We start from the raw sequence: 20,545 nt of genomic DNA on the forward strand, positions 1-20,545 counted from the left end.
GCCGTCACGCTACGAATCTTCGGGTCAGGAGTCGTCGGGCGGGAAGTCGTGGGCGAGCGCACCGAGCAGGTTCTCCCTGGCCTCGCGTCTGAGCCGCTCCGCGTGGTGGCTCAGCTCGCGCGCCGTGATCCGGACCGGTTCGCCCGCGCGTATCTGGTGTTCGGCCGCGGCGTGGTAGACCAGCCGCAGCTCCCTCACATCGGCGGGCTCCCACCCGGTCAGGAGCGTCGCGTCCGGGTCGGGGTGGCCCGAACGGGCGGCCTGACCGAACGCCACCCTGTCCTCCCCCTTCAGGTGGCCGAGTTCGAGGTGCGTGACGGCGGGATGCCTGCCCACCTCCTTGACCACTTCCTTGGCCCGGGCGGTCGCTCCGTGGCTGATCTCGACGAAGAGGACGATCCGGCTCCGCGCATGCTTGAGACAGGTCAGGAGGAACTCGCTGCGCACGCCCGGGTCCTTCCAGGCGATGTGCGGCACGATGACGAAGAGCAGCGCGTCCTGCTGCTCCAGGAGCTCGCTGATCGCTTCGAACGCCTCACCCGGGGGCCATTTGGAGATGCCCGTGTCGACATGGGCCAGCTTCGTGCGCAGTTCCGTGACGACCTGCTTCACGATGCCGGCGTTGATGGCCGGAACGGTGGCGAACCGGCCGTTGTCGTCGAGGCTGATGACGTCGCCGATGTTGTCGTAGCCGGCCGTCATCGCGACGACCTGGTTCAGGGGCGGGTCCGGGTCCATCCGTTCGATGTGCTTCTGCGCCTCGTGGACGCACCGGTGGATGAGCGTGGTCTTGCCCATGCCGATCGGGCCGGTCACCACCACCAGAGAGCCGTAGTTCACCCCGCTGTCGACCACGTCCGGGAGCCTCTCCAGCCACTTCCGGAAGGTGTCCACCTGCGCCTTGGCGTGATCGACGTCCACCCACTGCTCGCAGTGGCTCGTCTCGCTCCAGGGCACCAGCGGGTAGTCGACCCGGGGCGGGGACTCGGCGTTGCGCAGGGCCTGCCTCTTCTTCGGCACGCGCACGCCGTACGGGTTGTGCTGCGCAGGCACCGTCATGCGGCCGCTCCCGGGGTCGTGCGAGCCAGGCGCTCGCGTGCGGTACGCCATCTCCGCTGGAACCCGCGCCTGTTGAGATCCGACACGGCGCTCAGCTTACGGTCCACGGACTGCCGCACCTCCTGCGCCCGCCGGGCGCGCGCGTCGGTTCCGAGCCGCCGGTCGCCGTCGAACTCGGGCAGCGGCCGGGCCAGCGGCAGCTCGTCCGCCAGCCGATGGGCCCGCGCCCGCCGCGCACCGGGTGCGGAGATCTGGGCGAGGGCCGCGCCCAGCGCCTCGCGCGCCGTCAGCACCGCCGTGTGGTCCGCCGCCGGATCGTCCTCGTAGTTCCTGAGGTACTCCCGGGCAGCCGCCCGGAAGGATGTTCTCCCGCTCTCCAACTGCTGTTTCAGCAGCCGCCGTTCGACGGAGGTGCGCTCCCAGGACTGTCCGCCGAGCGTGAGCAGGGCGCCCACCGCGAGGAGGGGGAGCGAGGTCAGGAAGGTCTCGAACCAGCCGTTCTCCCCCTTCTTCTCCTCGGCCGCGGCTCCCGGCGCATCGGCCGCGGCCCCCATCAGCGCCGAACAGGCCCGGGCGAAGTCGTCCTGACGGCGCACGGACCACGCCTGCGGCGTCATGCGCCCGACGGAGGCCGTGGGCATCACGGAGTCCGTGGCCATGACGGAAACGGGGGCCGACGCCGCCGGTTGCAGGAGGCCCAGGCGTGCGGCGGCCGTGAAGAGCTCGGCCCGGTGCGAGGCGTCGAGGCAGTACACGAGCTGGACGTCGCGCTCCTTGGACCCGGCGGGCGCGGCGAACGCCGGGGCGGCCGCCAGCAGCACGAGGACCACGGCGGCCGTCCCGGGCCCCGTCCGACCCTGACGCCTTTTCCGCCTCATGCGCACCCTCCCCCTCCGGCCACGCCCGGTGCCCGTTCCTCGACTCGTTCCCCTGGGCCCCGCAAGGGTCGCCGCCACCGCCCTGGCGGCCGTCAGGCGGGCGACCGCCCCTTGGTCAACGACTCCCGCGCCACCCTCTCGGGGGGACGCTCCCCGTCGGCTTCGGGTTCAGGCCCACCCCGGCGCCGCCACGGCCACGGCGGATGGGCGAGCAGCGCCTGCGACGTGCCGTGGAGCAGGTTGACGACGAGTACGGCGGGGCCGACGGTCGCGACCGTGCCGGGGAAGTCGCGCTCCAGGGCGAGGGCGATGAGGACGGCCGTGATGCCGTTCTGCTGCCCCAGTCCGAGCCCGATCCGGTCCCGCCGCTCCAGTCCCCGCACGAACAGGGGCATGACGCCCAGGGCGACCACCGCTTGCGCGCCGAACGCGGCCGCGCCGAGGACCAGTCCGGGCAGGAGCGCCACGCCATGGGCCAGGAACAGGCCGAGTGCCAGGAACGCGGCCGGATAGGCCACGGCGACGGCCCGGTCGACGACCTTGTCGAACGCCCCCGTACGGACGACCAGACCGGCCAGCGCCACCGCGGGCATCAGCATGCCCGACGCGGCGACCGCGAGCATCGCCACCACCAGCGCTCCCGTGAGGACCGCCCCGGCGCGCCGGCCCCGCGGCGTGCCCGCGAGCGCCGTGGCCGCCGCCCCCGAACCGGCGAGCGCCCGCAGCGCCCTGCGCCCGGCCCACCACAGCAGCAGCACCCCGGCGAGCAGAGCGGCGTTGAGACCCAGACCCCTGGCATAGCCGCCGGCCCCGCCGCCCGCCACGGCCGGTGCGCCCTCGTGGCCCGCGGCCGTGTAGGCGTAGGCCGCGACGTACAGCGTCAGCAGCACCGTCATCGGATCGTCGAACGAGGCCCACGCCGCGAGCAGCGATCGGGCGCGCGGCGACATGCGTTCGCCCTTGCCGAGCGCCGCGACGGACAGCGGATCGATCTGGGCCACCGCGATGCCGAGCACCAGGTACTCGGGCCGGTCGAAGGTCAGCACCATCACGCCCGCGATGAGCGACGCCTTCAGGACGACGCCGAGCGTCACGGCCGCCACCACTGCGGACAGGTCCGAGCGCAGGGCCCCGAGATCGATCGAGTACGTGGATCCGTACAGGCCGACGGCGAGCAGCAGCCCCGTGCCGTAGAGGTAGCCTCCACTGCCGAGCAGCGCCGCCGGCTCGGTGAACAGCCCGATCGTCACGCCGACCAGCAGCGCGCCGATCCCGCCGGCCACGACCGCCGGGATCGATTCCGGCAGCCGCCATGGCCGGGCACGTCCACCTCTCCTCACAGCCCCTCCCCCTCCCGGCCCGCGGACGTCGCCCTGCACCCCCATGCGTCGGCGCCGCGGACCCAGGTGAATCGTAGGGGGCGCGGGCGTCGAATCGAAAGCCGGACTCCCGCTTCCTGTACGGGAGTTGACTGTTCGACCCGAATGGACGACACAAGATGGCGCGCCTCGACCGCTTCTGTGCGGTCGTGCCAGGAAGATGCCCGGTCCGGGCCGTCGCCGAACACCGGCTACCGGGACCGGCCGCTCAGGGCGTCCACTTTTCGGTCAAGGGCGGCCAGGGCGGCTCGGAGGGCTGCGATGTCGGACTTGTCCGCCGATTGTTCGGGTTCCGCCAGCTGGACCACCAGGGCGCCGCCCGGTTCCAGGGTGACCTCCGTGGTCTCCGCGACGTCGTCGCCGCCCTGGTGGCGGACCGCCGCGTCCAGGTCCGCCCGGCGCAGGCCGTTGCGCCGGATCACCGGGGTGAGCCAGTGTCCGTCGCGGGCCAGGGTGGTGGGGGTGCCCTCCAGGAGGCGCCCCAGCCATTCGTAGCGGGCGGCCGCCCGGACGACCACGTTGTTGACCGCGAGCAGTACGGCGGCTCCGAAGGCCGCCCCGAGGACCGAGTCGTCCGGGCCGATCACGGCGTTCTGCACGACGTTGGCCAGCAGCAGCATGACCACCAGGTCGAACGTGCTGAGTTGTGCGAGCTGGCGCTTGCCGACGATCCGCAGCAGCAGGAGGATCAGTACGTAGACCCCGATGGTGCGGAGCGCCTTCTCCAGGTACGGGATGTCGCCGTGCAGGAACGGCGTGAGGGCGTCTTGGGCGGCGTGCACCCCGTCCACGCTGGCACATCCGCCGCGGCCGGTGTCAGCGACCCGCCGTGTTCGAGCGGAGCAGGACCTCGGCCGCGGTCAGTCCGCTCTGCCCGCCCCAGGTGAAGGTGAGGCCGCGCTCCTGCGCGGCCTCGGCCAGCCCGCTGCCCAGGACCTCCGCGGCCAGGGCCAGGGCCTGGATCCCGTCCACCCCGTGGATCTCGTACGTGCTCTCGGACAGGCCCTCGAGCCGGCACGGGCAGATCCAGTCGCCGGCCGGGTCCGGATCGGGGTACGGGGCGCCCAGCTGGAGGGTGACCGGGAAGGTCTCGCCGTCCCGTGTCACCGCTTCCAGGTGGCGGGTGGCGATCACCAGGTGGTTCTTCATGCGTTCGGCCTTCGGTCGACTTCGGTGGGGCCAGTCTGACCTGGTACGCGTCGGTTCCCCGTAGGGGCGGCCGCCCGACCCGCCGGGGGACGGGCGGCCTCGTGCGTCACGGCTTCGGCAGGGTGCAGCCCGCGCGGGTCAGGTCGATCTTGTTGCCCGCGCCGATGCACGGGACGATGATGTACGTCTCCTGGGCGTAGTTGATGCCCTGGCGGACGGTGACCTTGCCGGTCTCGTCCACCTCGCACGGGTTGTTCTCCGTGCAGCGCTGCCCGTCCTCATTGCCCGTGTTGTTGACCGCGACGACCTTGCCCGTCGTCGTGTCGATCACCGGGGAGCCCGAGGTGCCGCCGATCGTGTTGCAGGACGAGGTGTAGCGGACCGAGTCCTTCCAGGTCCACTCCCCCTCCTTGAGCCGGTACGCGAAGCCGTCCACGTTGCAGCTGTAGATCCGCTTCCAGTACCCCGACACGACCTTGATCGCCGTGCCCTGCACCGGGCGGGCGTCGTTCAGGGTGAGCGCGGCGATGCCGTACTGGCTCTGGATCTGCGCGTACGTCTTGGTCAGCTGGTAGATCGAGATGTCCGTGTCGGTCATCGTCGCGTACGCGATCTTGCTCGCCCGGAGCGTCGCCACGCGCGAGCCCGACGCGTTGAGCAGCGAGAACGAGCGGCTGGACGACTGGTCCTTGACGACCTCGCCCGGCCCCGGGAAGCCGGATTCGATGCAGTGCCCGTTGGAGAGCACGAGCGCGGGGTCGTCCGGCTGGGAGCCGGGGGCGCGGACGACGGAGCCGGAGCAGTTGCTGAGCGCGACGGTGCCCGCGTAGTTCACGGTGACGGCCGGCGCCGCCTTGTCCCGGGATGTCGAGGCCACGGCCGGTGCCGCCGCCGCTCCTATCAGGAGCAGCGACAGCACGGCGCCGACGAGAGGCTTGCGCATGTGGGGGTTCCCCTCTGATGACGATGCAACCGAAGATCCTCCGGTTGTCATGTGCATTGTTGGGACCTGCGCATCAACAGGCAAGGATGTGGCCAGAGTTGGCGGGTTTCGGGTTTCGAAGGGCTCCCGTCAGCGCAGGAGGCGGTCCCGGAGCCGGGCCGCCGTCGCCGGGGTGATCCCGACGCGCTCGGCGAGGTATTCGGCCGGGGAGCCGTAGCGCGTGGTCAGGTCGGCGAGGACGAGGGACAGGATCTGCGCCGGGGCGCGGCCGTACGAGGGCCAGCGCATCGTGCGGCCCGGGTTGGCGGCGTGCCAGTCGGCCGTGAGGCGGGTGGTGGCCAGTTCGGTGAGCGCGAAATCGGCCAGGACCTCCTCCTCGGACACGTCGAGGAGAATCAGCACGAACGCGGCGATCAGGCCGGTGCGGTCCTTGCCGGAGGTGCAGTGGAAGACCGTCGGACCGGGGCCGGCGGCGATGAGCTCGATGGTCCGGCGGATCTCGTCGACGCCGTCCTCGGTCACCTCGGCGAACCGGTCGGCCAGATACCGCCAGGGGTCGGTGTCCGGATCTATCGCGGCCTGGTCGTACGGGCGGTGCTCGATGCTGAGGTTGGCGTACGCGAACCGCTCGGGCTCGGGGATCCGGCCCTTGGCCTCGATCTCCCAGGGGTAGCGCAGGTCGATGACCGTGCGTATGCCGAGGCCGAGGAAGCGGTCCCAGTCCGCCCGGGCCGCGGGCCCCGCCAGCTTTCCGAGCGAGTCGGACCGGTAGAGCGCGCCCCAGGCGACGGTACGCCCGTCGGCGGAGCGGTACCCGCCCAGGTCGCGGAAGTTGTGCAGGCGGTCGAAGTCGACGTGGCGGTGGCGCGTGGGCACGTTCGGGTCGGGCAACTGGGGCTCCTCGTAGGACGGTCGAGTGCCCCAGGATGCCCGATCGCTCCTCAGCGCTTGCGTGCGAGCGTGAGGCCGTCCGCGATCGGGAGCATCACCGACTCCATGCGCCCGTCGGCGCGCACGTGCGCGTTGAACTCCCGGATGGCCAGGGCGTTGCCCCGGGCCCCCGCGTCCACCGCCTCTCCCCCGTACAGGACGTTGTCGGCGGCGATCACCCCGCCGGGCCGCAGGCGGGGCACGAGCTCGTCCCAGTACGCGCGGTAGCCGGGCTTGTCCGCGTCCAGGAACACCAGGTCGATCACCGGCTCGTGCGGGAGCGCGCGCAGCGTCTCCAGCGCCGGGGCGATGGCGAGCTCGATCCGGTCGCCGACCCCGGCCGCCTTCCAGGCCTCCTGCGCGATCGACGTCCACTCCTCGGAGACGTCGCAGGTCAGGACCCGCCCACCCGGGACCAGACCCGCCGCCAGGGCCAGGGTGGAGTAGCCGGTGAAGGTGCCGACCTCCACGATCCGGCGGGCCCCGAGCATCTTGCCCAGCAGGGTGAGGAAGACGCCCTGCTCGTGCGGGACCTGCATCTGCGCCTCGCGGCCGAGCGCGCGGGTCCGCTCGACGAGCTCCTCCTGCACGCGGCCCGGCGGCTCGGCCTGAGCGACCAGGTACGCGTACACCTCGTCGGTGAGGTGCACCGTCTTCACTTCGTCGATGTCCCTGTCCATGCCGTACGTCCCTTCGCGCGTCCCGTGCGTACGCCTTCGGGACTGCCCAACGACGGCGCCCCGGGACGGCAACGGCCCGCCCCGGGCCGGGCCGTCAGGCCACCGGGTGGAGCGCCGCGTACTCCAGGGGGGCCGACGGGTCGATCGTGAGGGTGAGCGGGGCGGGCGGTGCGTCCGCGCGGACCAGGAGGTCGCCGATCGCCGCGATCATCGCGCCGTTGTCCGTGCACAGCGTCATCGGCGGCACCCTCAGTTCGATCCCCGCCGAGGCGCAGCGCCGCTCCGCCAGGGCCCGGACGCGCGAGTTGGCCGCCACCCCGCCGACCACCACCAGCGTCTTCACGTCGTGGGCCGTGCAGGCCGCGACCGCCTTGCGGGTCAGCACGTCGGCCACCGCCTCCTGGAGCGAGGCCGCCCCGTCGGCGACCGGCAGCCGCTCCCCGCGCTGCCGGTGGCCCTCGGCCCAGCGGGCCGCGGCCGTCTTCAGCCCCGAGAAGGAGAAGGAGTACGCGTACGGGTCCTCCCCGCGCGGCCCGCCGGTCAGCGGGCGCGGGAACGGGACCGCCCTCGGGTCGCCGCCGCGCGCCGCCCTGTCGATGGCCGGCCCACCCGGGTACGGCAGGCCGAACACCCGGGCCACCTTGTCGAAGCACTCCCCCGCCGCGTCGTCCAGGGTGTCCCCGAGGTGCAGGATCGGCTCGCGCACGAGGTCCCGTACCAGCAGCAGCGAGGTGTGGCCGCCGGAGACGATCAGCACCACGCACGGCCGGGGGAGCGGCCCGTGCTCCAGGGTGTCGGCGGCGACGTGCCCGGCCAGGTGGTGGACCCCGTACAGCGGTACGCCCAGCGAGTAGGAGAGGGCCTTGGCCCCGGCCAGTCCGACCTGGAGCGCGCCGGAGAGGCCGGGGCCGGTGGTGACGGCCACCGCGTCGAGCTGGTCGGCCCGCAATCCGGCCCGGTCGAGGGCCTGGCGGACCACCGGGTTCAAGGAGTGCAGGTGGGCGCGGGCCGCGATCTCGGGGACGACTCCGCCGAAGCGGGCGTGCTCGTCCATGCTCGACCCGACGACGTGCGCGAGGAGCCGGCCGCCCTGCACGATGCCCGCGCCCGTCTCGTCGCAGGAGGACTCGATGCCGAGCACCACCGGAGAAGCAGCCATCCGACCCGCACACCCGACCCTTATTGCGAATAGTTCGCAATAAGGGTACTAGGGCGTGTCCGGCGGATCAGGGTCGGGTGGGCCCTAGCCGCGCGGGACCACCGTCGCCAGCACCGAGGGCAGTGGGTACCAGTCCGCCGAGGCGATGGACGCGTGGTGCGCGGCCATCAGGCCCACCCGCTCGCGGGCCTGGGCCTCGGTCGGGTGCACCCCGTCGATGGCGGGCGCCACGCCCTGGGCGTCGGTGGCGATCAGCAGGTAGTGGTTGCGGTCGTACCAGGCGGTGTCGATCGAGCCGCCCGCGTACGCGCTCGCGTCCCCGTCGAAGACCACGAACCACGGACGGAGCGTCGCGTCCGCGTACCGGGCGCGCGGGTCTCCGGCCTCGGCCCGGTGCACGGCGGGGAAGGCGGCCGCCTGGCCGAGCCGGCCCGCGGCGGCGAGGGAGCGCAGGTACTGGCCGTACTCCCGGTCCGTCCACAGCGTGTCGCCCGTGTTGCCCTCCTCCAGGGTGCCGGGGATCAGCTCCACCAGGAACCTCCCGGCCATCGCGGCGCGGCTCGGCCAGGCACCGGCCCGGGCGGCGGTGTCCAGGTCGGGGTGGCCGGCGGCGAGCTGGCCCGGGCGGTAGACGGCGTCGCCGAGCTTCGAGTTCAGCAGCGCGTCGAGTTCGGCCGGGCCGCGCCCGAGGTTGGCGGCGAAGCCGTCCTTGAGCTCCAGCTTGAGGACGACCGGGCGGTGGCCGGGGTGCGCGTCGTGCCAGCTGCGGATGTCGGAGAGGCAGCCCGCGAGGTTCTGGTTGCGGGACTTGGTGCGCAGCTGGGCGGGGCTGGTGGCGTTCTCGCAGTTGTTGTCGTTGCCGAAGGGGTTGTCGTGCGAGACCCGCCAGGAGCTGCCGAAGAAGTTGGTCCACACGTCGAGTTCCAGCATCGCCGCGCCTGAATCGAGGGCGTCCGCGAAGTACGGGTACTTGGCCTTCTCGTACGCGTTGTGCACGCCGACGCCGGTCGATCCCGCGTACGGGAGGTCGGCGCCTGCCCCTGCCGCCCCGGCCGGGGCCGTACCGAGTACGAAGGCCAGTGCCGCCAGACCCGCCGTCACCGCGCCCGCCATCCGGTTCCGTAATCTCATGCTTTCGGCTCCTGTCCGCCCAGTCGGTGCGCCATGGTTCGACTCGCCGGGAGAGTAGGCGAGTTGGGTGACGGGCGGAAGGACGCCGGATGACGGGGACGGCCGGACGCCCCCGGCTGTGAGGACGGACACGTTCCGGTCCGGAACTGCCGCCGCCGCGCCGTCCGTCGAACAGGGAGCCGGTCGGGACGCCGATCGGAACGCCGATCAGCGTTTCCGGGCGGGAGTGCCACATGTTCACCAAGGTCCGCGGGCGGATCGTACGGGTCTGCCTGCTCGTCGGCGTCGGCTGCGCCGTGCTGATGGGGTGCGCCGGGCTCCTGTGGAAGCTGCACGGCATGGCGGCGTACGTGGCGGACGGGGATCCGGCCGGGGGGAGCTACGCACAGGACCCCGAGCAGGCCGACCGCGCGGCGGCGGCCGTACTGGACGGCCCGGCGCGGGAGGTCCCGGCCCGGGCGCCGCGGGCCGCGCAGGGCACGGGCGGCCCCCCGGCCGGCGTGCACTGGCGGTCCGGCGGCTGGCAGCCCTCCGACCCGCTGGTCGCGCGGCCCGCCGCGGCGGAGCCCGCGATCGGGGCGCTGTTCTCCCCCGGCGAGGACGCGGACCAGGACCACCATTGCTCGGCGAGCGTGGTCCACTCCCCCGGCGGCGACCTCGTCGCGACCGCCGCCCACTGCGTGTACCGCGGCGTCCTCGGCTTCCGTACGAACCTGGTCTTCGCCCCCGGCTACCGGGACGCCACGGCCCCGTACGGGGTCTGGGTGCCCACGCGGATCGACGTGGACCCCCGCTGGATCGAGGACCAGGACCCCGACTACGACGTGGCCTTCCTGAGGATGCGCCGGCCGGGGCACCCCGGCGAGCGGCTGGAGGACGCCACCGGGGCCCAGACGATCCGGTTCGGGCCCGGGCTGCCCGCTCCCGCCCGGGTCGTGGGCTATCCGAACGCCACCGAGTACCCGGTGGAGTGCTTCAACACCGCCCGTGCCGAGGGGCCCACGCAATTGCGGCTGGATTGCGCGGACGTACCCGACGGCACGAGCGGTGGTCCGGTGCTGACCGACGCGCACACCCTGATCGGGGTGGTCGGCGGCCGCGACGGGGGCGGCGACGAGACGACCTCGTACAGCAGCCTGTTCGGCGACGGGGTGCGGGCCGTGTACGAGCGCGCCGTGGCGGCCCGCTGAAGGGTGTCCCTACGCCCCCGAGTCCGCCGGGGCGTTGTGGTGCGGCGGGTAGTCGGCGGTCTCCGGGGCCGTCGGCAGGCGCCACTTGGACAGGACCCGTATCACCGTGCCCGGGCTCAGCAGGACGTTCGGCGCGAGCGCCAGCGACAGCACGCCGAAGAAGGGCCGGGAGATCTCCGGGTCGGCGTTGGCGCCCACGATCACCCGGGACATGTAGGCCTGCAGGACCTTGGTCGCCCGGTCGGGCGGCGGCCCCTCGGTCTCCGGGTACCGCATGTCCTCGCTGGTGGCGATCTGCCAGGCCACGTCGGAGGCGGCGGCCGTGCGCCGCTGGATCCGCCGGGCGGCCGCGGCGATCTCCCGGGGCGCGAGCCCGCGGATGGCCCCGGCCAGCGCGTCCGCCGCGAGCGCGGCCACCGTCATCCCCTGCCCGTACACGGGGTTGACCCGGCAGACGGCGTCGCCGAGGACGACGAATCCGGCCGGCCAGCGGTCGAGGCGCTCGAAGTGCCGCCATTCGTTGGCGGTGTTGCGGTAACCCGTCGGCGTCGAGAGCGGTTTGGCGTCCCGGAGCGCGTCGTACAGCACCGGCGAGCGCAGGGTCCGGGTGAAGTCGAGGAACTCCTCGTCCCCGGTCGGGGGGGCGTGTTCGCCGTTGCCGGTCAGCGTCACGAGCCAGCGGCCGTCGTCGAGGGGCACCAGCACGCCGCCGCGCGGATTCTCGGGGCGGCCCTGGACGTAGATCCCCTGCCAGCGGCGGGCGGGATCCGGCGGGATCTCGTAGTAGCGGCTGGAGTAGCCGAGGCGGGAGTCGTAGCGGGTGGTCGCCGGGGCCGGGTGGCCGAGGGCGGCGAGCCAGGCCGGGGCCCGGGAGGTCCGCCCCGTCGCGTCGACCACGAGGCGGGCCGGCAGCGGGTCGCCCTCGCGCAGCCGTACGCCGGTGACGGAGCGGCCGTCGGGCCCGGCGACGAGCCCGGTCGCCGTCGAGCCGGAGCGGACCCGGATGCGTTCGTCCCGCAGCACCTCCCGGCGGACCGTCCAGTCGATCAGCTCCCTGCTGCCGATCAGGATCCGGGACCCCGGAACCGGGTGGAACCAGTCGGCCGGGCTCAGCCACAGGAAGTCCCGCGGGGTCTCCATCAGCGCCGCACCGGCCGCCAGCAGTTCGCGGGTCACCCCGGGCAGCAGCCCTTCCATCAGCTCCAGGCCCCGCGACCACAGCACGTGCACGTGCCGGGACTGCGGCACGCCGGGCCGGAAGGCCGGTCCGGTGTCCGGCAGTTCGTCCCGTTCCACCACGGTCACGCGCGCGAACCGCTGCGCGAGTGCCCGCGCCGCCAGTAGCCCCGCCAGGCCTGCGCCGAGGACCACCGCGTGATCGTGGGCTTCGTGGACTTCTGGGTGGTTGTCCGTGTCGTCGTCCATGGCGCCGAGTCTCCCGCGCCGGCGCCGCGGCGGATCAGGTCCCGCCCGGGGCGCCCCGAGGCACCCCGGGGGCGGACGGGGGGCTCACGCGGGGGCGCCCCCGCCGGACCCGTACCCCCGCCCGCTCAGCGGGCGGGGATCCCGTACGGGACGGAGGTCAGCTTCTCCGAGAGCGCCCAGAGCCGTTCGCCGGACGCGTCGTCCAGGGTCCACTTCGCCCGCCAGGAGCGGGCCGGCGCCCCGCGCCAGCCGAGCCGCGGTCCGTAGAAGGCGTCGGGCCGCACCCCCGGCGCGGTGGCCGCGTACAGCGTGGGCAGCGCGCCGGAGGCGGCGGACTGGGCGAGTACGGCGGCGCCGAGGCCCATCAGCCGCGACATGGGCCGGTGGCCCTCCTGCCGCGAGGCCCCGGCGTGCAGGTTGGTCGAGGCGTAGCCGGGGTGCGCGGCGGCTGCGACGATCCCGGAGCCGCGGGCTTCGAGGCGCCGGGCCAGCTCGTGCGTGAAGAGGAGGTTGGCGGTCTTGGAGCGGCCGTAGGCGATCCAGCGCCGGTAGCCGTGCTCGCCGTTCGGATCGTCGAGGTCGACGTCGCCGAGCGCGTGGAAACCGCTGGAGACGGTGACGATCCGGGCCCCCGGGGCCGCGGCCAGCAGCTGGGGCAGGAGCAGTCCGGTCAGCGCGAAGTGGCCGAGGTGGTTGACCCCGAACTGGGTCTCGAAACCGTCGGCGGTCCGCCCGTACGGCAGCGCCATCACGCCGGCATTGTTCACGAGCAGGTCGAGGGAGGTGCGGCGCTGCCCGTGGACGTGCGCGAACTCCCTTACGGAGGCCAGGTCGGCCAGGTCCAGCGGGATGAACTCCACCTCGGCGCCCGGGACTTCGGCGCGCAGCCGGACCACGGCGGCCCGGCCGCGCGCCGAGCTGCGGCAGGCCAGCACCACGTCGGCGCCGCGCCGGGCGAGCTCGCGGGCGGCCACGTACCCGATGCCGCTGTTGGCACCCGTGACGACGGCGGTGCGGCCGCTCTGGTCGGGGATGTTCTCGGCGTTCCAGCCAGTCATGTGAGCTCCCTCGCGACGTGGGGTCAAGACGGTCGAGCCGTGGGGCGTGGGGCCACGGTCTCGGTCACCGTGGGGTTACCGAGGGTAGACCTCTCCCTTCGCGGGGGTGGAGCCGGGGGCCGGTACCCCGGCCAGTAGGCTGCGGGTCCACCCGCCCGCTCCCCTTCCCGTTCCCGAGGTACCGCGCAGTGAGCTCCGCACCGCCGCCCCCCAGACCCGTGTCGGTCGTCGGCCTCGGCGCCGACGGCTGGGCCGGGCTCACCGCCGCCGCGCGGTCCGCGCTGACCGGCGCCGAGGTGCTGATCGGCGGGCCGCGCCAGCTGGACCTGCTGCCGGCCGGCGACTGCCCGGGCGAGCGGGTGGCCTGGCCGAGCCCGCTGCGGCCCGCCGTGCCGAAGCTGATGGCCGAGTACGCGGGCCGCCGGATCGCGGTGCTCGCCAGCGGCGACCCCATGTTCTACGGGATCGGCCGGGCGCTGGCCGAGGAGCTCGGGCCGGACGCCCTGCGGGTCCACCCGCACCCCTCCTCGGTCTCGTACGCCTGCGCCCGCCTGGGCTGGCCGGTGGAGGACACCGAGGTGGTCACGGTGGTCGGCCGCCCGGTGGCCCGGCTCGCGGCCGCGCTGTACGAGGGCCGGCGGGTGCTGGTGCTCAGCGCCGGAGCGGTGACCCCGAACGAGATCGCCGCTCTGCTTCGAGAGCGGGGCTTCGGCCCGAGCCGGATGCGGGTGCTGGAACAGCTCGGCTCCGAGCGCGAGGACACGTACGAGGGACGGGCCGAGAGCTGGGACCACGCGCCGGGCGACCCCCTCAACGTGGTGGCCGTGGACTGCCGCCGGGACGGGCACAGCGCCGTCCCGCGGCTCGGCGCGACCCCCGGCCTGCCCGACACCGCGTACGAGCACGACGGCCAGCTCACCAAGCGCCACGTCCGGGCCGCCACCCTGTGCGCCCTCGCGCCGGCCCCCGGAGAGCTGCTGTGGGACATCGGCGGCGGCTCCGGCTCCATCGGCATCGAGTGGATGCGGACGCACCCCTCCTGCCGGGCGGTGGCCGTGGAGCGCGTCCCGGAGCGGGCCGCCCGCATCACCCGCAACGCCGCCGCGCTCGGCGTCCCGGGGCTGCGCGTGGTCACCGGCGCCGCGCCCGGGGCGCTGGCCGGGCTGCCGGTCCCGGACGCGGTGTTCATCGGCGGCGGGCTGACCGCGCCGGGCCTGCTGGACGCGGCCTGGGCGGCGCTGGCCCCCGGCGGCCGGCTGGTGGTCAACACCGTGACGCTGGAGTCGGAGGCGGTCCTCACCGAGCGCTACCGGCGCCACGGCGGCGACCTGGTCAAGCTGGCCGTCGCGCACGCGGTGCCGGTCGGCGGTTTCACGGGCTGGCGGCAGGCGATGCCGGTCACCCAGTGGTCGGTGACGAAGCCCTGGCCTCGGACGGACCGGCCCGCGGCGGCCCACGAAGAGACCGAGAAGACCGAACAGACCGAAGTGACCGCGAAGGACCAGGAGACGACATGACCGTGTACTTCATCGGCGCGGGCCCCGGCGCCGCCGACCTGATCACGGTGCGCGGTGCCCGGCGGCTCGCCGCCGCCCCGGTCTGCCTGTACGCGGGCAGCCTGGTCCCGCGCGAACTGCTGGCCGAGTGCCCGCCGGACGCCCGCCTGGTCGACACCTCTCAGCTGAACCTCGACCAGATCATCGCCGAGTGCGTACGGGCCCACGCGGCGGGCGAGGACGTGGCGCGGCTCCACTCCGGCGACCCGTCGGTCTTCAGCGCGGTCGCGGAGCAGATGCGGCGGCTCGACGCGGCCGGCATCCCGTACGAGGTGGTGCCCGGCGTCCCGGCGTTCGCCGCGGCGGCGGCGGCGCTGAAGCGGGAGCTGACGGTGCCGACGGTCGGCCAGACCGTGATCCTGACCCGGATCGCCCAGCAGGCCACGCCGATGCCGCCCGGCGAGGACCTGGCCACGCTCGGCCGCAGCGGCGCGCTGCTCGTGCTGCACCTGGCCACGCGCTACGTGGACCGGGTCGTCTCCGAACTGCTGCCGCACTACGGGGCCCAGTGCCCGGTGGCGGTGGTGGCGATGGCCAGCCGCCCCGACGAGCTGATCCTGCGCGGCACTCTGGCCGACATCGCCGCCCAGGTGAAGGAGGCGGGCCTGGTCCGCACCGCGGTGATCATCGTGGGCCGTACGCTCGGCGCCGAGCAGTTCCGCGACAGCCACCTGTACTCCCCCGAGCGCGACCGGCATGTCTGCTGATCCGCCCCGCCACGTCCTGATCCTGGGCGGTACGACGGAGGCCCGCCGCCTTGCGGAGGCGCTGGCCGGGGATCCCTCGTACCGCGTGACCACCTCGCTCGCGGGCCGGGTGTCCGCACCCGTGCTGCCGCCGGGCGAGGTGCGGATCGGCGGCTTCGGCGGGGTCACCGGGCTCGCGGGCTGGATCGTCGCCCACGACGTGACGCACGTGGTCGACGCCACCCACCCGTTCGCGGAGCGGATGAGCTTCCACGCCTCCGAGGCGCAGGCGTTCACGGGGGTCCCGCTGCTGGCGCTGCGCCGTCCCGGCTGGTCCCCCGGTCCCGGGGACGACTGGCACTTCACCGACTCGCTCGCCGAGACATCCGTACGGCTGCCGGAACTGGGCGGCCGGGCCTTCCTGACCACCGGCCGCATGGGCCTGCACGCGTTCGCGCACCTGGCCGACACCTGGTTCCTGGTGCGCTCGGTCGATCCGCCGGACGCACCCGTGCCGCCGCGGCTCGAAGTCCTGCTCGCCCGGGGTCCGTTCACCCTGGACAGCGAGCGGGAGCTGCTGGCCCGGCACCGGATCGACGTGCTGGTCACGAAGGACAGCGGCGGCTCCGCGACCGCCCCCAAGCTCACCGCGGCCCGCGAGGCCGGCATCCCGGTCCTGGTGGTCCGCAGGCCCCCCGTACCGGAGGGCGTTGCGGAGGCGCAGTGCCCGCGGGCGGCCCTGGAGTGGCTCGCGCGAACCCCGGGGTAGGTCCTGCCCGGACGTTGTCAGAGGAGTCTCCTACTCTCCTCGGCATGAGCGACACCACTCTGCTGATCCACAGCGGCTCCGCCGCACCCGATGCCCCGGTCACCCGCGTCGGCGGCCTTCCGCTGGCGCCCGCGGGCACGCAGTGGCCCACGTGTACGGCCTGCTCGGGGCCGCTCCAGTTCATCGCGCACATGGTCCTCGACGGCGGGCGCGGGGTCCTCGCCGTCTTCATGTGCGCGAACGATCCGGGCAGTTGCGAGGAGTGGAGCGCAACGTCCGGCGGCAACAGGGCCTACCTCTTCCCGCCGACCGGGCTGGTGCCGGTACCGCTGCCCGCCCTCCCCACCGCCGAGGACGCGGACGAGGACGAGCACGAGCACGAGCACGACGAATACGAGGACGAAGACGAAGACGAGGACGTTCGGCAGCTCGGTGCGGTCCGTACCGTCGAGCGGGTGACGGTGGCCGAGCCGGAGTACCGGACCGCCTGCAAGGCCTGGTCCGGGCAGAGCGGGCGCCCGACGCGCCACGTCCTCGGACAGCTCGGCGGCGCCCCCGACTGGCTTCAGAACGACGAGACGCCCGACTGCACGGACTGCGGCAGGCCGATGGAGTTCGTCGCCCGGCTGGAGGAGGGTCCGGACCCCCTCACCGCCCCCAACTTCGGTTCCGGCAGCGCCTATGCGCACGCCTGTGAGCCCTGCGGCCGGGCGGCGTTCCTCTGGCAGTGCTGAGGAGGGCCGCCCGGCCCACCGGTCAGGCCTCCGGGTAGCGGCGCGGGGTCCACGTCACGCGGGTGCCGTCCGGGCGCTCGGTGACCTGGGTCTGCGAGGAGCCGATCAGCAGGATCGTGCGCATGTCCACCTCGGACGGCTCCAGTTCGCCGAGCGCAAGGACGCGGACCGACTGCTCCGGACCGCCCACGTCCCTCGCGACGACCACCGGGGTCCGCTCCGAACGCAGCTCCAGCAGCAGCTCCTTGGCCTGGGCCACCTGCCAGGTCCGGCTGCGCGAGCCCGGGTTGTACAGGGCGAGCACCAGGTCCGCCGCGGCGGCGGCGCGCAGCCGCTCCGCGATGACCTCCCACGGCTTGAGCCGGTCCGACAGGGAGATGGTGGCGTAGTCGTGGCCGAGCGGGGCCCCGGCCGCGGCCGCTGCCGCGTTGGCGGCGGTCACCCCCGGCAGGACCCGTACGGGCACGTCCTTGTACTCGGGCTGCCCGGCGACCTCCAGGACGGCGGTGGCCATGGCGAAGACGCCCGGGTCTCCACCGGAGACCACGGCCACGCGCTTGCCGCGGCGGGCCAGGTCGAGCGCGAACTCGGCGCGCTCCGACTCCACCTTGTTGTCGGAACCGTGCCGGATCTGGCCCGGCTTCGCGGGGACCCGGTCCAGGTACGTCGTGTACCCGACGAGCACCTCGGCGTCGGCCAGGGCCCGCCGCGTCTCGGGGGTGAGCCAGAGCGGCCCGGCCGGTCCGGTGCCGACGACCACGACCTCGCCGGGGCCGGACGGCACGCTGCCCGGGTTCCCGATGCGGCTGGGCACGACGGCGACGGCGAAGTACGGGACGCTGTCGGGGTCGGTGTCGGCGAGGACGCCGGTCCGCTCCCCCGCCATGGTGGCGCGCTCCACGTACCGGGCCTCCGCGAGGCGGCCGCTGCCCTCCATCGCCCGGCGTACGGCCGGGAAGGTGCGGCCGAGCTTCATCACGACCGCGGAATCGGTGGCGGCGAGGCGGGCGGTGAGCTCCTCCTCGGGCAGGGTGCCGGGCAGGATCGTCAGCACCTCCTCGCCCTCGACGAGCGGGGTGCCGAGGCGGGCCGCGGCGGCGCTCACCGAGGTCACGCCGGGGATCACCTCGGCCTCGTACCGGTCGGCGAGCCGCTTGTGCATGTGCATGTACGAGCCGTAGAAGAGCGGGTCCCCCTCGGCGAGCACGGCCACGGTCCGGCCGGCGTCGAGGTGCGCGGCGAGGCGGGCGGCGGAGGCCTCGTAGAACTCCTCCATCGCCCCCTGGTAGCCCCCGGGGTGGTCCGTGGTCTCGGTGGTGACCGGGTAGACCAGCGGCTCCTCGATGTGGTCGGCGCGCAGGTGCGCGGCGGCGATCGAGCGGGCGATGGAGCGGCCGTGGCGGGCACTGTGGTAGGCGACGACCTGTGCCTCGGCGATCACCTCGACGGCCCGCAGGGTCATCAGGGAGGGGTCGCCGGGACCGAGCCCGACGCCGTACAGCTTTCCGGTACCGGCTGCGGTGCTCATTCTTCCTCGCTCGCGATCGCGTTGACGGCGGCGGCCGCGATGGCGCTGCCGCCGCGCCGGCCGCGCACGATCAGGTGGTCGAGCCCGGAGGCGTGGGCGGCGAGCGCGTCCTTGGACTCGGCGGCGCCGATGAAGCCGACCGGGACGCCGATGACGGCGGCGGGGCGCGGGGCGCCCTCCTCGATCATCTCCAGCAGCCGGAACAGCGCGGTCGGCGCGTTGCCGACGGCGATCACGGAGCCCTCCAGCAGACCGCGGTCACGCCAGACTTCGAGGGCGGCGGCGCTGCGCGTGGTGCCCATCTTGGCGGCGAGGGCCGGGACGGCGGGGTCGGAGAGGGTGCAGATCACCTCGTTGTCTGCGGGCAGCCGCTTGCGGGTGACACCGCTGGCGACCATCTGCACGTCGCAGAGGATCGGCGCGCCGGCGTGCAGCGCGGCCCGCGCGCGGAGCACGACGTCCGGGGTGTAGCCGAGGTCCTGGGGCAGGTCGGTCATTCCGCAGGCGTGGATCATGCGCACCGCGACCTGGGCGACGGAGGCGGGCAGCCCGGAGAGGTCCGCCTCGGCGCGGATCGTGGCAAAGGACTGGCGGTAGATCGCCGCGCCGTCCTTCTCGTACTCGAACACTGTGTACTCGCTCATTTCTTCGCTGCGTCGTGGGAGGTGGTGCGGCGTACGGCCGCGAGGGCCGCGGGAAGTTCGGAGGCGGGGACGCCGCGGTGCGGGGCGTGGCCGGTCGCGGTCAGGTCGTACCCGTCGGCGGTGGCGACCACGTCCGCCCAGGCGGTGCCGCGGGGGTGCCCGCACCGGCGTTCGCAGCCGGACCAGTGCACGGGCAGCGGTCGGATCCCCTGCGGGTGCGCGTGCGGCTCCTGGGGTTGTGGCCGCGGCCGCGCCAGCGCCACGACGGCACGCGCGTCGGCGCGTACGTCGGCGCGGGATTTCGCGCAACCCGGCCGCCCCGTACAGGCGGTGACGGACCGCCAGGGATCGTCGGGGTCGGTCACGAGCCCGGCTCCGGCGAGCCCGGCGAGGGCGTCCCCGGCGGCACCGGCGGGCAGACCGGGAACGACGATCCCGCGCCAAGGGGTCAGACGGACACGGCCCGTGAGGCGGGCCAGGTGGCGCCACTGCGCGGTGGTCAGGCGGCCCAGCGGCGCCAACACGCTGAGCGCCGCGGTGCCGTCGGGCCCCTCCACCACGCCCGGTTCGGGGGCCGTACCGCTCGGGGCGGCGGAGCCCCCCACGACGCGGGACGGGATCCCGGAGGCGGTCAGCCGATCCCCCAACCCGCCGGAACACAGGGCCTGTTCGGCGGGCAGCTCGGACACCCGCCAGGCCCGGGTACCGGCCCGGCGGACGGCGTCCAGGAAGTACGAGGCGGCGACGAGCGCGGCCTTCGGTCCGTCGGCGGCGGCGACGAGCAGCGCGTCCGCGGGGTCGGCGGTCCACAGCAGGGCCCGTTCCCCGTCCGGGACCGCGGCCAGGTTCACATCGGCGTCGAGCGAGGTCACGTCCCCGCGTCCGTCGTCGAGGGCGAACAGGAAGCGCCCGGACAGGGCGGCCGCCGCCCCGCTCGCGCACAGCAGCCGGTCCAGCTCCGCGACCCAGGGAGCCACGTCGGGCAGCCCGCGCCGGTCCAGGCCGGTCAACGGCGAGGCGACGATGTTGCGGACCCGCTCGTGGGTGGGCGCGGGCAGCAGCCCGGCGCGTACGAGCACGCCCTGCAGCTCACCCCCGCAGCTCGCGCCGAGTCCGCGCAACTGGGCGTTGCCGCGCGAGGTGAGGTCGATGTGCCCGTCGCCGAGCCGGTCCGCCGCGTCGGCCAGCAGCAGGGCCGCGTCCGCTTCGAGCATCCCGCCGGGTATCCGGATCCGGGCCAGGTACCCGTCGTCCGCCGCGTGCAGCCGCAGCGCACCGGGGCAGGCGTCACCGCGGTCACGTATGACCGGTTCGTCCGGCGATGCGGCGGAAGGGGGCTGGGGCGGCATGGCGGCGAGCATACCCACGATTCCCCGACCCCGGCCTGTGTCCGTCACCACCCGCCCCGTGCGCCCCGTCCTCCGCCCGACCTGCCCCGATCCGCTCCCCGGGCGCGGCCACCCCCACTCCCGGCCGGAGAGAACGCCACCTAAGATGACCACCGGCGGAGCCACGTGGCCCGCTGGGAGGAAGCCCGGTGCGAATCCGGCGCGGTCCCGCCACTGTGAACCCCGCGGAGCGATCCGCCGGGTGAGTCAGGAACTCCCGCTGTCCTCACTGCCCGGGGCGCGGAAACCCCGAGGAAGG

The 20,545-nt window shown here is 74.1% G+C and carries 20 protein-coding genes and 1 riboswitch; of the genes, 5 read left to right on the forward strand and 15 right to left on the reverse strand.

The window, feature by feature from the left end; all coding sequences use genetic code 11:
- Nucleotides 1–24: 24 nt before the first annotated feature.
- The 10 genes from K7B10_RS10665 to K7B10_RS10710 form a co-directional block, all read right to left on the reverse strand.
- Complete coding sequence (locus K7B10_RS10665; RefSeq protein ID WP_229335877.1) at nt 25–1,059, reverse strand: P-loop NTPase family protein; 1,035 nt, start codon at nt 1,057–1,059, stop codon at nt 25–27.
- Nucleotides 1,056–1,889 carry a hypothetical protein gene (locus tag K7B10_RS10670; protein WP_229335878.1) on the reverse strand — a complete coding sequence of 278 codons (834 nt, stop codon included), beginning with the start codon at nt 1,887–1,889 and terminating at the stop codon, nt 1,056–1,058. The genes K7B10_RS10665 and K7B10_RS10670 overlap by 4 nt, the downstream gene beginning before the upstream one ends.
- A 140-nt stretch (nt 1,890–2,029) precedes the next feature.
- On the reverse strand, nt 2,030–3,220 hold the full coding sequence (locus K7B10_RS10675) for a cation:proton antiporter (protein ID WP_229335879.1): 1,191 nt from the start codon (nt 3,218–3,220) through the stop codon (nt 2,030–2,032).
- Nucleotides 3,221–3,507: 287 nt separating this feature from the next.
- Complete coding sequence (locus K7B10_RS10680; protein WP_229335880.1) at nt 3,508–4,098, reverse strand: DUF421 domain-containing protein; 591 nt, start codon at nt 4,096–4,098, stop codon at nt 3,508–3,510.
- Between the two features lie 34 nt (nt 4,099–4,132).
- Entirely contained in the window at nt 4,133–4,465 is a 333-nt protein-coding gene (locus tag K7B10_RS10685; protein ID WP_229335881.1) for a DUF6968 family protein, read from the reverse strand.
- A gap of 106 nt (nt 4,466–4,571) precedes the next feature.
- Nucleotides 4,572–5,408, reverse strand: a complete 837-nt coding sequence (locus K7B10_RS10690) for a S1 family peptidase (RefSeq protein ID WP_229335882.1) — start codon at nt 5,406–5,408, stop codon at nt 4,572–4,574.
- Between the two features lie 129 nt (nt 5,409–5,537).
- Complete coding sequence (locus K7B10_RS10695; RefSeq protein ID WP_229335883.1) at nt 5,538–6,299, reverse strand: tyrosine-protein phosphatase; 762 nt, start codon at nt 6,297–6,299, stop codon at nt 5,538–5,540.
- Between the two features lie 50 nt (nt 6,300–6,349).
- Nucleotides 6,350–7,018 carry an O-methyltransferase gene (locus tag K7B10_RS10700; RefSeq protein ID WP_229335884.1) on the reverse strand — a complete coding sequence of 223 codons (669 nt, stop codon included), beginning with the start codon at nt 7,016–7,018 and terminating at the stop codon, nt 6,350–6,352.
- A gap of 94 nt (nt 7,019–7,112) precedes the next feature.
- Nucleotides 7,113–8,177, reverse strand: coding sequence for a tRNA (adenosine(37)-N6)-threonylcarbamoyltransferase complex transferase subunit TsaD (gene tsaD, locus K7B10_RS10705; protein WP_229335885.1), 1,065 nt, complete (start codon nt 8,175–8,177; stop codon nt 7,113–7,115).
- A gap of 84 nt (nt 8,178–8,261) precedes the next feature.
- Nucleotides 8,262–9,308: a phosphatidylinositol-specific phospholipase C domain-containing protein gene (locus K7B10_RS10710; protein ID WP_229335886.1), complete on the reverse strand. Its 1,047-nt coding sequence runs from the start codon at nt 9,306–9,308 to the stop codon at nt 8,262–8,264.
- Nucleotides 9,309–9,541: 233 nt separating this feature from the next.
- Here K7B10_RS10710 and K7B10_RS10715 point away from each other — a divergent pair, with 233 nt between their 5' ends.
- A complete protein-coding gene (locus tag K7B10_RS10715; protein WP_229335887.1) occupies nt 9,542–10,498 on the forward strand; it encodes a trypsin-like serine peptidase in 957 nt (318 codons plus the stop codon).
- Between the two features lie 9 nt (nt 10,499–10,507).
- Here the strand turns inward: K7B10_RS10715 and K7B10_RS10720 are convergent, their stop codons facing one another.
- Complete coding sequence (locus K7B10_RS10720) at nt 10,508–11,923, reverse strand: NAD(P)/FAD-dependent oxidoreductase (RefSeq protein ID WP_229335888.1); 1,416 nt, start codon at nt 11,921–11,923, stop codon at nt 10,508–10,510.
- 125 nt (nt 11,924–12,048) lie between these two features.
- Nucleotides 12,049–12,981 carry an oxidoreductase gene (locus K7B10_RS10725; protein ID WP_229335889.1) on the reverse strand — a complete coding sequence of 311 codons (933 nt, stop codon included), beginning with the start codon at nt 12,979–12,981 and terminating at the stop codon, nt 12,049–12,051.
- A 188-nt stretch (nt 12,982–13,169) separates the two neighbouring features.
- On the opposite strand from K7B10_RS10725, the gene cbiE reads away from it, so the two are divergent.
- The 4 genes from cbiE to K7B10_RS10745 are packed head-to-tail and all read left to right on the forward strand — an operon-like array spanning nt 13,170 to nt 16,726.
- On the forward strand, nt 13,170–14,498 hold the full coding sequence (cbiE, locus tag K7B10_RS10730; RefSeq protein ID WP_229335890.1) for a precorrin-6y C5,15-methyltransferase (decarboxylating) subunit CbiE: 1,329 nt from the start codon (nt 13,170–13,172) through the stop codon (nt 14,496–14,498).
- The gene (gene cobM, locus K7B10_RS10735; protein ID WP_229335891.1) at nt 14,495–15,244 is read left to right on the forward strand and encodes a precorrin-4 C(11)-methyltransferase; all 750 of its coding nucleotides are present in this window, start codon (nt 14,495–14,497) and stop codon (nt 15,242–15,244) included. The genes cbiE and cobM overlap by 4 nt, the downstream gene beginning before the upstream one ends.
- Nucleotides 15,234–15,992 (forward strand): cobalt-precorrin-6A reductase, encoded by a 759-nt coding sequence (locus tag K7B10_RS10740; RefSeq protein ID WP_229335892.1) that lies wholly within the window; start codon nt 15,234–15,236, stop codon nt 15,990–15,992. The genes cobM and K7B10_RS10740 overlap by 11 nt, the downstream gene beginning before the upstream one ends.
- A gap of 44 nt (nt 15,993–16,036) precedes the next feature.
- Nucleotides 16,037–16,726 (forward strand): hypothetical protein, encoded by a 690-nt coding sequence (locus K7B10_RS10745; protein ID WP_229335893.1) that lies wholly within the window; start codon nt 16,037–16,039, stop codon nt 16,724–16,726.
- A gap of 22 nt (nt 16,727–16,748) precedes the next feature.
- Here K7B10_RS10745 and K7B10_RS10750 read toward each other — a convergent pair whose 3' ends face one another.
- Genes K7B10_RS10750 through cobG form a run of 3 tightly spaced genes read right to left on the reverse strand, consistent with a single transcriptional unit; the run spans nt 16,749 to nt 20,247 of the window.
- Nucleotides 16,749–18,254, reverse strand: coding sequence for a precorrin-2 C(20)-methyltransferase (locus K7B10_RS10750; RefSeq protein ID WP_229335894.1), 1,506 nt, complete (start codon nt 18,252–18,254; stop codon nt 16,749–16,751).
- Nucleotides 18,251–18,898: a precorrin-8X methylmutase gene (locus tag K7B10_RS10755; RefSeq protein WP_229335895.1), complete on the reverse strand. Its 648-nt coding sequence runs from the start codon at nt 18,896–18,898 to the stop codon at nt 18,251–18,253. The genes K7B10_RS10750 and K7B10_RS10755 overlap by 4 nt, the downstream gene beginning before the upstream one ends.
- The gene (cobG, locus tag K7B10_RS10760) at nt 18,895–20,247 is read right to left on the reverse strand and encodes a precorrin-3B synthase (RefSeq protein WP_229335896.1); all 1,353 of its coding nucleotides are present in this window, start codon (nt 20,245–20,247) and stop codon (nt 18,895–18,897) included. The genes K7B10_RS10755 and cobG overlap by 4 nt, the downstream gene beginning before the upstream one ends.
- 138 nt (nt 20,248–20,385) lie before the next feature.
- Nucleotides 20,386–20,522, forward strand: a riboswitch (cobalamin riboswitch).
- Nucleotides 20,523–20,545: the final 23 nt, after the last annotated feature.

The sequence above is a fragment of the Streptomyces flavotricini genome (genome assembly GCF_020639365.1).
GTDB lineage: Bacteria > Actinomycetota > Actinomycetes > Streptomycetales > Streptomycetaceae > Streptomyces > Streptomyces flavotricini.